Source organism: Pseudomonas sp. D8002 (genome assembly GCF_013385695.1).
Classification (GTDB): Bacteria; Pseudomonadota; Gammaproteobacteria; order Pseudomonadales; family Pseudomonadaceae; genus Aquipseudomonas.
Genome location: NZ_JACAPM010000013.1, coordinates 214,541 through 227,614, shown reverse-complemented (window position 1 = coordinate 227,614; position 13,074 = coordinate 214,541). Strand labels below are relative to the sequence as shown.

Genomic DNA, 13,074 nt, shown 5'->3' with positions numbered 1-13,074 from the left:
GAACCGTCATGAGTCAATCAAGTGATGTTTTATTGATTTGTTCTGGAGGTGGGCACTGGGTACAAATGAGCAAGTTGCTGCCTGCCTTCGACGGTCAAAAAGTTACCATCGCCACCGTGGATATCAGCATTGGCTCGCAGTATCCAACCCATGCCTTCGCGCAAGTCCCGGACTTTAATCGCAGTGAACCGTTGAAGATCATCAAGGGCTTTTGCCAGATCTTTGCGATCGTTTACCGCAGCAAGGCCAGGTACGTGATCTCCACCGGGGCGGCACCGGGGTTGCTGGGGCTGGTCGCGGGAAAACTGATGGGCAAAAAGACCCTGTGGATCGACAGCATTGCCAATCCCAAGAAGCTCTCGTTGTCCGGCAGGATCGCTGTGTATTTTGTCGATGAGTTGCTGACCCAGTGGCCCACGCTGTCGCAAAACAGCCGCGCCCAATATAAAGGGAGGATTGTATAAATGATATTTTGCAGCGTTGGCACTCAAGCACCCTTTGAAAGAATGCTCGGCTACTTGCATGAGTGGAGTCATGCAAACCCGCAGGTCCCGATTGTTGCCCAGGTGGGCAATAACGAAAATGACTTGGGGCGTATTACGGCTTACAAGACCATCGCCGAGCCGCTGTTTTCCAAGAACTTCAATGCGTCAAAGGTGATTGTTTCCCATGCGGGCATGGGCAATATCATTCGCTCCCTTGAACTGGGCAAACCGATTGTTATTGTCCCGCGCGACAGTCGGCGCGGTGAACACATCAATAATCACCAGTACGACACCGCCGAAAACTTTGCAGACCTTCCCTCTGTGTTTATCGCCCATGATAAAGATGCGTTCTTTTCGGCGATTGATTCGGCGCTTAACTACAGCAGTGCCGAAAGTTCACTGGACTTTACCGAAAGGGACCGCTTGATCAGTTATGTGAAGTCATTTACTTCTTAAGTTTCGGCTGTTTGTCAATCCGCTCTTATTGCCTTTAATCATCGAGTAATCGTTATGATCCCAGTTATATTGTCTGGCGGTTCAGGCACGCGCCTGTGGCCGCTTTCAAGAGCGCTTAAACCAAAGCAGTTTATAGCTTTGCACGGTGACTTGAGTTTGTTTCAAGCCACCTTGGATCGCATCAAGAACCTGTCGATAGAGGGCGAGACCGTCAGCCCGCCGATCATTGTGTGCAACGAAGAACACCGTTTCATCGTGGCCGAGCAAAGTCGATCACTGGACGTGATCCCGCAGAAAATCCTCCTTGAGCCGACCGCCCGCAACACCGCCCCGGCGATTGCGGCGGCAACCCTGTCGGCGCTGGTGGATGGGGACGATCCGATCCTGCTGGTGCTGGCGGCGGACCATGTGATCGGCGATACCCAAGCGTTTAATGCGGCCTTGACACTGGCCAAGGTGGAAGTCAACAAAGGCAAGATCGTCACCTTCGGGGTTGTGCCCACCAAGCCGGAGACCGGCTACGGCTATATCCGTACTCAAGCGGCTGCGGTGGACGGCGCCGCGCATGTCGATGCCTTCGTGGAAAAGCCCGACCTGGCGACCGCGCAAGGCTACCTGGAACAAGGCAACTACTTCTGGAACAGCGGCATGTTCATGTTCCGCGCCTCGGTGATGAAGGCCGAGCTGGAGCGCCTGAGCCCGGAGATCATGGTGGCCGCGGAACTGTCCCTCTCCAACGCGGCCCATGACCAGGATTTCACCCGGCTCAGCCAGGTGGATTTTGTGAACGCACCCAACGTGTCGATCGATTACGCGGTGATGGAAAAGACCCACATCGCGTCGGTGGTCATCCTCGATTCGCCGTGGAGCGACCTGGGTGCCTGGGACTCAGTGTGGGAAGCGGGCCTCAAGGATCAGAACCAGAACTGCACCCAGGGCGACGTGCTGCTGCAGGACGTCACCAACAGCTATGTGCATGCCAGCCACCGCCTGGTCACGGTTGCAGGGATCAATGATGTGGTGGTCGTCGAGACCGCCGACGCGATTTTGGTGACCACCAAGGACCACGCGCAAGACGTCAAGAAAATAGTCGCGCAGCTGACTGAAAAGCACCGGATCGAGAGCACCAGCCACCGCGAAGTCTATCGGCCGTGGGGCAAATATGACTCGGTGGACCAGGGCTATCGGTATCAGGTGAAGCGGATCACGGTGAAGCCGGGGCACAAGCTGTCGGTGCAACTGCACCACCACCGGGCCGAGCACTGGATCGTGGTGTCCGGCACCGCGAATGTGCAAATCGCCGACAAGCAAGTGCTGCTGACCGAGAACCAGTCCACCTACATCCCCATTGGCGTTGTGCACTCCCTCGAAAACCCGGGGCGAATCCCGCTGGAGCTGATTGAAGTCCAATCGGGCTCGTACCTGGGCGAGGACGACATCATCCGCTTTGAAGACCGCTATGGCCGCCTCGAGCTTGTTTAAAGGAAGATTGAAATGAATGTAACTGTATTTGGAATCGGCTATGTGGGTCTGGTGCAGGCAGCGGTGCTGGCCGACGCGGGGCATGAGGTGTGTTGTGTCGACGTGGACGCGACTAAAGTCGAGAACCTCAAGGCCGGCATTATTCCGATCTTTGAGCCCGGGCTGAGTGCGCTCGTCCAGAAGAACCATGATGCCGGACGCTTGCACTTCACCACCGACGCCGCGCAAGGCGTGCGGCATGGAGAGGTGCAGTTCATCGCCGTGGGCACCCCGCCTGATGACGATGGCAGCGCCGACATCAAGTACGTGCTCTCCGTTGCCGCGACTATTGCGCTCAACATGACCGAGCCGAAGATTATCGTTAACAAGTCCACGGTGCCGGTGGGGACGGCGGACAAGGTCCGGGCGAAGGTGTCCGAGGTGTTGACGTCGCGGGGGCTCGAGGTGGAGTTCCACGTGATCTCGAACCCCGAGTTCCTCAAGGAAGGTTCGGCGGTCGCCGACTGCACCCGGCCCGACCGGATCATCATCGGCAGCGACAGCAGTTACGCCGTGGACCGCATGCGGGAGCTGTATGAACCCTTCAACCGCAACCACGAAAAGATCATCACGATGGACATCAGGAGTGCCGAGCTGACCAAGTACGCGGCCAACTGCCTGCTGGCCACCAAGATTTCCTTCATGAATGAAATGGCCAATTTCGCCGAACGCTTGGGCGCCGACATTGAGGCGGTTCGTAAAGGCATTGGCTCCGATCCACGGATCGGCTACGACTTTATCTACCCAGGCTGCGGTTATGGCGGCTCGTGCTTCCCGAAAGATGTGCAGGCGCTGGAGCGCACCGCGTCGTCGATCGGCTATCAGGCAACGCTGTTGTCTGCCGTCGAGGAAGTCAACAAGCGCCAGAAGCAGCACCTGTTCGGGCATATTCACCACCACTTCCGCGGCCAACTGGAGGGCAAGACCTTCGCCATCTGGGGCCTGGCCTTCAAGCCCAATACGGATGACATGCGCGAAGCCTCGAGCCGCGTGTTGATCGAACAACTGCGCAGCGTGGGTGCCAGGGTCCAGGCATTCGACCCCGAAGCGATGGCCGAGACCCAGCGCATTTACGGGATGAACGAAGACCTGTTGCTGATGGGCACCAAGGAAGCGGCGTTGCAAGGTGCCGATGCGCTGGTGATCGTGACCGAATGGCGGGAGTTCAAGGCCCCGGACCTGGACTTGATAAAAGAAAAACTGAGCACGCCGGTGATCTTTGACGGCCGCAATATATTTGACCCGCAGCGTATGAAAGCCAATGGTTTCGAGTATTACGGTATTGGTCGCGGGTTATCGGTACGCCCCGTTGTTTAATCCTGACGATTATTAACATTGGTGGTTTGAGCTATCCACAAGTGAGATGATTTCGAGGAGGTTAAGTGCGTGATCCAACAGGATCTTTGCGCAGTTTGCATAGCCTGTTTATCTCCGTTCCATCACTACGCCCTTATTGCATTATTTGATAAGGGGTAAATATCGAGAAGGAGTCTGATATGAGGAAAATACTGTTGGCCGGCGTGCTGGCCTTTAGCAGTACTGCGGCATTGGCGGCAGGTGAAGTCGCGAGCGAGGCCTTGAGCGATGCGGCCGGCGCGAGCGAGCCCCTGTCGTTGAGCACCCCGCTCGTGGGCGGCGTGACGCTCGGTGAAACCGTCGGGGTCGGTACCGCGGTAGTCGGCGCTGCGGCGGCGGCTTCCAACTCGGGCGGCAGTTCCAATGGCGGTACTTCCGGCACCGGCGGCACCACCGGTACAGGCGGTACCACTGGTACCAACTAATAACCCGCAATGTGTGTTGTTCAAGATCACCCGGAACTTCTGGGTGATCTTTTTTAGACTCGCCCTCGACTAGCGTAGTGCCATTATGATTCGTAGGTTACCTGTTCTTTTGCTGGCAAGTTTCAGCTTGCACGGCTGCATGTTTTCGCCTGGTCAACATATGGACACCAGTCAAATGTCCAGTGAGGGTTCTCCCGAAAGTACTCGGGTAGAGTTGATTCCCATCACCCCCAAATTGATTGCCATGGATGCCGCCACGCATGTTCGTGAATCGGTGCCGGCAGAACTGTTGTCTTATATACCCGGTGGCTATCGCGTCGGTGCCAATGACCTGTTGTTTATCACGGTTTGGGACCATCCCGAGTTGACGGCACCGTCCGGGCCGCAACAGCAGATCGACGCCAACGGGCGCCTGGTTCGCCCCGATGGCACGTTGTTTTATCCGTATATCGGCAACGTCCCGGTCGCCGGCAAGACCATCGAAGAGCTGCGGGCCTTTATCGCCGGGCGCTTGTCGCAATTTATTGAAAGCCCACAGGTTGACGTCAGCGTCCTGCGGTTTGCCAGCCAGACAGTGGTGGTGACCGGGGCGGTAATCAAGGCCGGGCAACAGCCGATCACCACCACACCATTGAGCGCCGTCGAGGCCATTGGGGCCGCCGGTGTCGACCCCACGAATGCCGACCTCTCGAGCCTGACCCTGACGCGCGACGGCCGTGAGTACACGCTTGACCTGGACAGCCTCAATCGCCAGGGCTCGCAACTGCAGGGCATCTACCTCAAGGGCGGCGACCGGTTGTACCTGCCCTATAACGACCAGAAACGTGTCTACCTGATGGGCGAAGTCAATCAGCCCCGAGCCCTGAGCTTCAAGGGCAAGTCGATCAACCTGACCGATGCCCTGGGTACCGTAGGCGGCTTGAACCAGACCACTTCCAATGGCAATGCGGTCTATGTGATTCGCGGCGTGGACAACCTGGAAGCCGAACCGGCCAAGGTGTTCCAACTCGATGCCCAATCACCTTCCGCGCTGGTGCTGGCCACCCGGTTCGACTTGCAACCCCAGGACATCGTGTACGTCGGGCCGGCCGGCGTGACGCGCTGGAACCGCCTGATCAGCCAGTTGCTGCCGACCGCCAGTGCCATTGGGATTGGTGCCCGATCGGCCAATGACCTCAGCGAAGTCAACAGCAGATAAGGCGTTATCCCGTGGTGAAAATGTTGCCTACCAGCGCCTGCCTGTCGATGGCGCTCTTGTTGTGCGGGTGTAACCCGTTGATGAGGGCGTCGTGGTACACCCTCGAAACCTCTGTGACGGGCCCGGCCCCGATCAACGTGACCCGCGCCCAGGTCGACGCGGTGCCATACCCGCAGATCCTGGTGACCACCGCCGTCAGCGAGGGCGTGATGGCCATGGCCCGGCGCCGGGGCGACCTGCAGTTTTGGGTCGCTTCCGGCAAGCAAGTGGTGATGATGCGTGACGGCCTGGTGGTACGCACTGTCGGGCTGGGTGTTTCCCTGGATGGCACGCGTTTCAGTGGCGAATCGCCGTTCAAGCGCGGCCTCCAGCATCTGCCCGACGGCTACACCGGCACACGCTGGATCGACCTCTACGACGGCAACCGAATCGGTATCGCGGTCAACAGCCGTTTCAGCAGCCACGGTATCGAGACCCTCCGCATTCTGGACAAGGATTACGCCTTGCTGCGCATCGACGAGCAGGTGGACGCTCCCACCTTGAATTTCCGCGCCACCAACCATTATTGGGTCGACCCGCAGGATGGTTTCATCTGGCGCAGCGAGCAGCATTTGACGCCCCGGTTGGCCCTGAAAATCGTGCAGTTGCGTCCCGACCGGGAGGCAGCCCGATGAAGTGTTCGAAGCTTTTATGGCTGGGCCTGTTGCTGATCGGCCCCGGCACTGGCCAGGCGGTCGTTACAGTCAGTGGCGATGTGCGCAGCCCTGGCGCCTTCGAGGTCAAGCCGGGGGCGCGTTTGCTGGACGTTATTCGTGTGGCCCAACCCAATGCAGAAAGCTACTGGTTGGGCGCCGCGTGGCTGCACCAGTCGTTGGTGAGCACGCAGGAACGCTTGAAGGCAGGGGTTTTGTTCGATCTGAAACTGCTGCAACGAGGGGCCTTGCTGGATGACCGTGGCTCCCGGGCGGACTTGAGTGCGCGTCTGTATCGACAGGTCGAACAGTTGCCGGTCACCGGCCGCCAGGTGCAAGTGCTGGACCCGATCGCCGTGGAGACGGGGTTCGCGCGCAACGCATTGCTGGATGACGGGGACCGGCTGGTCTACCCCGTGAGGCCGTCCACCGTGCAGGTGCTCGGGGCGGTCGCGCAGTCCTGTGATGTGCCGTACCGGGCCATGCGCGAGGTGCGGGATTATGTTGGCGACTGCACGGTCCTCGATGACGCCGAGCGCGATGACCTGTGGCTGATCCAGCCCGACGGCCAGGTACGGCGCGTGGGCGTGGCGGCGTGGAATCGCGAGGACGGCGTGGTGGCGGCCCCCGGCAGCAGGATCCTGGTGCCGATCCGCAGCGACGACCTTGAGACGCCGACCCCTGATCTCAACCAACAACTGGCCGAGTTTTTCGCCACTCAACCGTTGGCTGAGGTGAACCCTTGAATTTACGTTTTGCGGCTGTACTGCTGTTGCCTTGCGGGTTGGCTCACGGTGACCCCCGTTACACCCAAAATGATTTCGGCGGCGTGGGCCTGCTACAGACCCCCACCGCACGCATGGCCCCGGCGGGAGAGTTGAGCGCCAACGCCAACCGCACCGATCCCTACTCGCGCTACAGTTTTTCCCTGCAACCGTTTGATTGGCTGGAGGGTTCGTTTCGTTATACCGCCATCAGCAACCGCAGGTACGGCGCCGAGGCGTTGAGCGGAAGCCAGAGCTTCAAGGACAAGGCCATCGACTTCAAGGCGCGGCTCTGGGAGGAAAGCCGGTGGGCACCGCAGGTGGCTTTCGGTGCCCGGGACATCGGCGGTACCGGGCTGTTTTCCAGCGAATACTTTGTCGCCAACAAGCGCCACGGCAACCTGGATTTCAGCCTCGGCATCGCCTGGGGCTACCTGGGAAACCGAGGCGACTTCGGCAACCCGCTGTCGGTGTTCGGCAGCAAGTTCAACGACCGGCCCAAGAGCACTGCGGTCGTCGCCAGGGCAGGGGACGTGAACTCCAACGCCTATTTCAGGGGCCGCCCTTCGTTGTTCGGCGGGATCGCCTATCAAACGCCCTGGGAACCCCTGAGCCTGAAACTCGAATACGAGGGCAATGACTACAAGCACGAGCCGTTGGACAACCCGATCAAGCAGGACTCGCCGGTAAACATTGGCGTGGTCTATAAGCTGGCTGACAGCGTCGACCTGAGTGCGGCCTGGGAACGCGGGAATACCGCGATGTTCGGCATCACCCTGCACACCAACTTTGTCAGCCGCAAGGCACCGGTCAAGACCTATGACCCGCCCGCCGAACCGTTGCCGGCGCGCATGCCCACCACCCCGGCCGACCAGGTCAACTGGGCCAACGTCGCCGACAGGCTGCAGCAGAATGCCGGCTACAAGGTGGAGCGCATTGCCCGGCGCGGCTCGGAATTGATGGTGTATGGCGAGCAGCAACGCTACTTCTATTCAGCCAAGGCCGTGGGACGCGCCAGCCGGATTCTCGACAACAGCGCCAATCAGGATATCGACTGGTTCACCCTGGTGAACAAGCGCTATGACATGCCCATCGAAGAAACCAGCGTGCCCCGTGCCACCTTCCGCGCCGTGGTGAACAACCAGCAACCGTTGACGGACCTGCACCGTAATACCGAGGTCAACCCGGCGGTTGCCCATCGGGAAACCACGCTCTACAGCAGACAATCCGAGCCGTTCAACTATGGCCTCGGCCTGGGTTACAAGCAGAACATCGGTGGCCCCGACGGCCTGCTTTATCAGTTCACTGCCGACGCCGACGCGGAGTACCGTTTTACCCGCAATACCTGGTGGAGCGGCTTGCTCAGCGCCAACCTGCTGAACAACTACGACAAGTTCACCTACGACGCACCCAGCGGGTTGCCGCGAGTACGCACCGACCTGCGCCAATACATGACCACGTCCGATGTGACGATGCCGAACTTCCAGGTCAACCATGCGCAGCGCCTGGACCGCGACCTGTATGGCATGGTCTACGGCGGCTACCTGGAGTCCATGTACGCCGGGGTGGGCGGCGAGGTGTTGTTCCGGCCGGCGGGCAAGCACTGGTCAGTGGGCGCAGACCTGAACTTCGTGCGCCAGCGTGATTTCAACCAGGGCTTCGGCCTGCGGGATTACCAGACCATCACCGGCCATGTCACCAGCTATACCGAGCTGCCCTATGACACCCTGGCCGCCGTCAGTGTGGGGCGTTACCTGGCGCGGGACTGGGGCACCACCGTCGACATCTCGCGCCAGTTCAAGAACGGCGTGAAGTTTGGTGGCTGGGTGACGCTGACCACCGCCTCGAAGGAAGAATATGGCGAAGGCAGCTTCGACAAGGGTATCTATATTTCCGTCCCCTTCGACGAATTGATGAGCACCTCGACGATGCGTCGGGCCAACGTCGTATGGGCGCCACTGACCCGTGACGGCGGCGCACGCCTGAACCGCGGCTATTCGCTGCAGACCATGACCGACGGGCGTGACAGCGAGTTGTTCTACAACAACTTCGAGAAGATCACTGAGTGACGGTGCGGCATCTGCCGACCAGGTTGTCGACTGCCCGGCGTTGAATGCGCCGGGCAGTCGCCAAGCCGAACGCTACAGCGCCAGGTGCAATGCCGGCGCGCAACACTTGCCTGACTTTCCTCTTTGATGACTATGCGAATGGCCCGGGCCCGGGCGTTGCTGTGGGCGCTATCGTTGCGCCTTGCGGGGAGTGGTGGCGGGGAGGGCGCAAAGCGCGCCTGGTGCCCCGCGCCGCCGATGTAGCGGCACGGGGAAGGGCGGGGTCAGTAGATGTCTTTGGACAGCAGGGTAAACGGCGTCTTGAACAGGATCTTGATGTCCAGCCACAGCGACCAGTTGTTGATATAGCGCAGGTCGATATCGACGCGTTGCTGCATCTTCTCCAGGGTCTCGGTTTCACCCCGGCAGCCATTGACCTGCGCCAGGCCGGTGATGCCGGGCTTGATGCGATGCCGCGCCATGTACGCGCGAATCTTGCCCGAGTAGTAGTCATTGTGGGCGACGGCATGCGGGCGTGGGCCGACCAGTGCCATATGCCCTTGCAGCACGTTGAACAGCTGGGGCAGCTCGTCGATGGAGGTGCGGCGGATAAAGCGCCCTACGGGGGTAATGCGTGAGTCGTTGCGGCTCGCCTGGCGCACTTCGTGGTCGTCATGCACGCGCATCGAGCGGAACTTCCAGACCTTGATCACCTCGCCGTTCCAGCCGTGACGATCCTGCTTGAAAATTACCGGGCCGGGAGAGGTGAGTTTGATCAGCAGGGCGAACAGCAGCAGCAACGGGCTGAGCAGGATGATCGCCAACAGGGCCAGGCTCTTGTCCAGCAGCGACTTGCTCAGTGCGGCGGTCGGCCGGCTGGTCAGCGGGCTTTCATTGAGGAAGATCGCGGGCAATCCATCCACCTCGGCCACGCTGTGGTTGAGCAGCAGCATGTTGTTGAGGTCGGGCACCCAGATCACGTCCACACTGATCTCCAGCAGGTTGAGGTACAGCGCCTCGATGTGGGTCGCTTCCTGGAGAGAGTGAGTGATGTACAGGCGGCGGATACCGTGCTGGCGGATCAGCGCGGGAAGATCGGGCAAGTCACCGAGGATCTGAGGCTGGGTGCCGGCCTGGGGGGAGGTGGTGCGGGGACCTACGAGACCGACCAGAGGGGAGCGTTTTTGCCTGGCGAGAGTATTGGCCAAGTCGGTTGCAAGTTTTCCCGTACCAATAATCAGCGATTTCTGGCGCTCATGTAGTTGCCGGTGGTAGTACCTGGATAGACTGTGAATGGGAATGTAGCAAAGGGCTAGTATTGGATAGCTGACAGCAGCCCACAGTAGCAGGATCTCGAAGGGAAACAGCGAACTGGCATTACAGGCTATGCCGACCGCGAACAATATGCCCAGGGTCAATAACCAGCCGGTGAATAATCGTCCCAGCCCAACAAAAAAGTCATCTTTTTTGCTATAGACGTCACATAACATGTAGGCCGGTATAGAGGCCAGTATTGTAATGGCTGCCAATATCCGGTAGTGGGATTCCAATTGCCCGGTCTTGAAAAGTACCAGTGAAAACAAAAGTACAACGACCACACTCAGGGCAATTGCCCACTGTCCCCAAAAGGTCAGGCCTTTGGGTGTAAGGTTACGATGCATTCTTCTGTTGTTAAGCATACTTCTGCTCCCTGTGGTATCCACTCACGTGCTGGCAGGTTAAAGCGAGGCGTGGTTTTAATGACTATCAAATGGCAGGCGCACGCGTAGGCGTGCGTATTGATAGTAATAAATGGCAGGGAGCAATGGCTGACGACTTATAACGCGGTCATGTTGTTATAAAATGGCAGATAGAAAGGCGTTCTAATAGGCAGGGTGAATTGTAATTTTTATGAAATAATTATTGTTCTGTGACGTTTGCGCGACTGCTCAGCGGGCTTTTTATTTTTTGTGTCAGGCAGTAGCCACGGTTACGCACCGCGCGGAACAGGCGTTCGCCATCATTCACGCGCTTGAACTTGTCCTGCAATCGGCTAAGACACATTTCAAGCCCGCGATAGAGGTCGGGCTCACGTCCGATGTTGCGGATAAGTTCTTCCTTGCTGACCACACGTTCTTCATGGTTCAACATTTTCTTGATCAATGCCGACTCAATAGTGGTCAAGGAAATGCGTAGCCCACCTTTCACCAGCGCACGATCTTGCTGGGTAAGTAGCCAGACATCGGGGCCGCGTAATGCAGAGGATGAGTTAACTGTTTCCGTGGTGGTGTTATTCAGGTCCGGGTGTGTGACGTCTGATTTTAGAGCCGTGATGTTAGGTTTTTTTGATGCGTCGTAAAGTTGTCGGGTCAGTCGATTACTGGCTTCGTAAAGTCTTTTGGCGGCGACATAGTTACTGAGCCACAGATTGAAATTCTGCTCTTTGGTAACGGCGTAGGAACTGGTCGAAGCGTCCGATGTTTTTTCCACGGTTTCGATCAGCGGCCCGCTGTCGACGTCGTAATGTAAAAATGCCACATTTGGCGTGAAATCGTGCAGTGCGATTGACGGGTACGTCGATGTAAATGTGTGTTTCTTGAGAGAACTCATGGCATTCACCGATTCCAGGAAAGTACGGGGGTTCATAAACTATCAGCAGGGGAGAAGTAGGGGCCCTGAAAATAGTCAAAAGGCAAGCGTCTGGCGAGAAGTGCGCTGTCGGCGTGCTCGACGTTGTCGGCGATGAAGGAGACCCGGGTGGTGCTCATCAGCCCCAGCATCTGGTCGTAAAGCCGGTCGAACAGGCCCGAGCGGGTGTTCAGACTGAGCCTGAGGGCCGAGTCTGGAAAAGGCATTTTTATATAGTCATAAAGACTCAAGTCGATCAGCAGGTCGGTGTCTTTTGTATTTAATGTGTAATTGTTATAGGCAAGCTTCAGGTTGCTCCGGTCTTTCAGGCTATACAGTTGACGGATCATGCTCCGGCGTTCCAGCGGGCCCGGAAGGGTGTCCAGTGTGTTTTCAACGCTGACAATGAGTTGTTGTCTGTTTTTTTCCAGCGTGTGTGAAGTATCGATAATTTCCTTGAGCAGGTCCTCATTCATCAACAGCGATTGCTCAACTCGGAAAAACTTGTGGAGGCCCGGGCTTTTATCCGCGCGCAAACGTTTACTTGTGCGGGCAAATGAACTCGGCCTGGCATGTTGCAGGGCTTCGCTGTAGGCGTCTTTAAGTTGTTCGGAATAAAACGGGCAGGCGTCATCACGCGGGCTGTCGAGCGCAGGCTCGGCGTGGACGCGGATCTCACTGCCCCACAGCGTGCAACTTCGTTCAAGTATCGCTTGCCGCGAAAAGGTGAAGCAGGCTGACGCCTCACGTAATAAGGTTCCGCTATTCACGGTTCGACCGCTCCCTGACGGGGTGGATATGATTAACCGAAGCCAGCCCTCTGCTTAGTTTGTAGCCGTAACCGCGAATGCTCTGAATTATATTGCTTCCGTAATGTGATTTTATTTTGCCACGTAACCGGCTAATCGATTTTTCGAGGGCCCTTGAATCATAAAATCGGGGATTCAGCCCCATTACCACGGCGATTTCATCATGGCTGAGCAATCGATTATGAATGAGCGCTTCCAGTACTTTCATTTCGACAAAGGACACTTCGAGCTTTTTGCCACCCCCGTAGATGCACATGCGATCCTGATCGAGTAGCAAATCAGTATTACTTAGCCAGTATGTCTCGCTGAGGAACGCGGCAAACAGGGCAAGTTTTTTCTCGGGCGAGCTCTCGACGACCTTTATGCAGTAATCGGCGCCTGCGAGATAATATTTGGTTTTGCTTAGTGTAGTGGCGAAGGTGACAACCAGGAAAATGGTGCTGCCAGGATTTTCCGATCTGGTTTTTTTAATGATGTCCAGCGTTTGGGTGCTGGCAGAGGGGGTGTCGATCTCTATGATGATGGCACGGTAATGTCCATGGCTTGCATAGGGACCGATTAGTTGGCCGTAGGAGCGTGTATCGACTTTTAGATTTTTCGGTACAGTACGAACTATAAGCTCGCTGAAGTCCTCGGATTTCGATGGGGTCCGTGCAATAGCGAGGACGTTGGAAAAATGCATCACGTTGCTCCCTTTTCCGGCATGCGAGGCC

At 57.7% G+C, this 13,074-nt stretch carries 13 protein-coding genes; 9 read left to right on the top strand and 4 right to left on the bottom strand.

What is annotated here, in order from left to right:
* The first annotated feature begins 8 nt into the window (after positions 1-8).
* The 9 genes from HX807_RS08335 (at position 9) to HX807_RS08295 (ending at position 8,966) form a co-directional block, all read left to right on the top strand.
* Positions 9-464: a hypothetical protein gene (locus HX807_RS08335; protein ID WP_023658755.1), complete on the top strand. Its 456-nt coding sequence runs from the start codon at positions 9-11 to the stop codon at positions 462-464.
* A complete protein-coding gene (locus HX807_RS08330) occupies positions 465-941 on the top strand; it encodes a glycosyltransferase (RefSeq protein ID WP_177035422.1) in 477 nt (158 codons plus the stop codon). It begins immediately after the preceding gene.
* A gap of 54 nt (positions 942-995) precedes the next feature.
* Positions 996-2,423 (top strand): mannose-1-phosphate guanylyltransferase/mannose-6-phosphate isomerase, encoded by a 1,428-nt coding sequence (locus tag HX807_RS08325; RefSeq protein ID WP_177049720.1) that lies wholly within the window; start codon positions 996-998, stop codon positions 2,421-2,423.
* Positions 2,424-2,435: 12 nt separating this feature from the next.
* On the top strand, positions 2,436-3,779 hold the full coding sequence (locus HX807_RS08320; RefSeq protein ID WP_177049719.1) for a UDP-glucose/GDP-mannose dehydrogenase family protein: 1,344 nt from the start codon (positions 2,436-2,438) through the stop codon (positions 3,777-3,779).
* A gap of 179 nt (positions 3,780-3,958) precedes the next feature.
* Complete coding sequence (locus tag HX807_RS08315) at positions 3,959-4,243, top strand: hypothetical protein (protein ID WP_003211359.1); 285 nt, start codon at positions 3,959-3,961, stop codon at positions 4,241-4,243.
* Between the two features lie 85 nt (positions 4,244-4,328).
* A complete protein-coding gene (locus HX807_RS08310) occupies positions 4,329-5,441 on the top strand; it encodes a polysaccharide export protein (RefSeq protein WP_177049718.1) in 1,113 nt (370 codons plus the stop codon).
* A 14-nt stretch (positions 5,442-5,455) separates the two neighbouring features.
* The gene (locus HX807_RS08305) at positions 5,456-6,115 is read left to right on the top strand and encodes a YjbF family lipoprotein (protein WP_032899416.1); all 660 of its coding nucleotides are present in this window, start codon (positions 5,456-5,458) and stop codon (positions 6,113-6,115) included.
* Complete coding sequence (locus HX807_RS08300; protein ID WP_177049717.1) at positions 6,112-6,879, top strand: capsule biosynthesis GfcC family protein; 768 nt, start codon at positions 6,112-6,114, stop codon at positions 6,877-6,879. Before HX807_RS08305 ends, HX807_RS08300 begins: the two co-directional genes overlap by 4 nt.
* Positions 6,876-8,966: a YjbH domain-containing protein gene (locus tag HX807_RS08295; protein WP_008435435.1), complete on the top strand. Its 2,091-nt coding sequence runs from the start codon at positions 6,876-6,878 to the stop codon at positions 8,964-8,966. Before HX807_RS08300 ends, HX807_RS08295 begins: the two co-directional genes overlap by 4 nt.
* Before the next feature lie 263 nt (positions 8,967-9,229).
* On the opposite strand, the gene HX807_RS08290 is transcribed toward HX807_RS08295, so the two are convergent.
* From HX807_RS08290 to HX807_RS08275, 4 genes are all read right to left on the bottom strand, one after another.
* Positions 9,230-10,624, bottom strand: a complete 1,395-nt coding sequence (locus HX807_RS08290; RefSeq protein ID WP_087694227.1) for an undecaprenyl-phosphate glucose phosphotransferase — start codon at positions 10,622-10,624, stop codon at positions 9,230-9,232.
* A 220-nt stretch (positions 10,625-10,844) separates the two neighbouring features.
* Positions 10,845-11,534 carry a winged helix-turn-helix domain-containing protein gene (locus HX807_RS08285; protein ID WP_008435430.1) on the bottom strand — a complete coding sequence of 230 codons (690 nt, stop codon included), beginning with the start codon at positions 11,532-11,534 and terminating at the stop codon, positions 10,845-10,847.
* 32 nt (positions 11,535-11,566) lie between these two features.
* Positions 11,567-12,322 carry an EAL domain-containing protein gene (locus HX807_RS31510; RefSeq protein WP_087694228.1) on the bottom strand — a complete coding sequence of 252 codons (756 nt, stop codon included), beginning with the start codon at positions 12,320-12,322 and terminating at the stop codon, positions 11,567-11,569.
* Complete coding sequence (locus HX807_RS08275) at positions 12,315-13,043, bottom strand: winged helix-turn-helix domain-containing protein (protein WP_003211381.1); 729 nt, start codon at positions 13,041-13,043, stop codon at positions 12,315-12,317. Before HX807_RS08275 ends, HX807_RS31510 begins: the two co-directional genes overlap by 8 nt.
* Positions 13,044-13,074: the final 31 nt, after the last annotated feature.

Coding starts and splice junctions, on each gene's coding strand:
- HX807_RS08335 (WP_023658755.1), top strand. CDS start 9: ATGAGTCAATCAAGTGATGTTTTATTGATTTGTTCTGGAGGTGGGCAC.
- HX807_RS08330 (WP_177035422.1), top strand. CDS start 465: ATGATATTTTGCAGCGTTGGCACTCAAGCACCCTTTGAAAGAATGCTC.
- HX807_RS08325 (WP_177049720.1), top strand. CDS start 996: ATGATCCCAGTTATATTGTCTGGCGGTTCAGGCACGCGCCTGTGGCCG.
- HX807_RS08320 (WP_177049719.1), top strand. CDS start 2,436: ATGAATGTAACTGTATTTGGAATCGGCTATGTGGGTCTGGTGCAGGCA.
- HX807_RS08315 (WP_003211359.1), top strand. CDS start 3,959: ATGAGGAAAATACTGTTGGCCGGCGTGCTGGCCTTTAGCAGTACTGCG.
- HX807_RS08310 (WP_177049718.1), top strand. CDS start 4,329: ATGATTCGTAGGTTACCTGTTCTTTTGCTGGCAAGTTTCAGCTTGCAC.
- HX807_RS08300 (WP_177049717.1), top strand. CDS start 6,112: ATGAAGTGTTCGAAGCTTTTATGGCTGGGCCTGTTGCTGATCGGCCCC.
- HX807_RS08290 (WP_087694227.1), bottom strand. CDS start 10,624: ATGCTTAACAACAGAAGAATGCATCGTAACCTTACACCCAAAGGCCTG.
- HX807_RS08285 (WP_008435430.1), bottom strand. CDS start 11,534: ATGAGTTCTCTCAAGAAACACACATTTACATCGACGTACCCGTCAATC.
- HX807_RS08275 (WP_003211381.1), bottom strand. CDS start 13,043: ATGCATTTTTCCAACGTCCTCGCTATTGCACGGACCCCATCGAAATCC.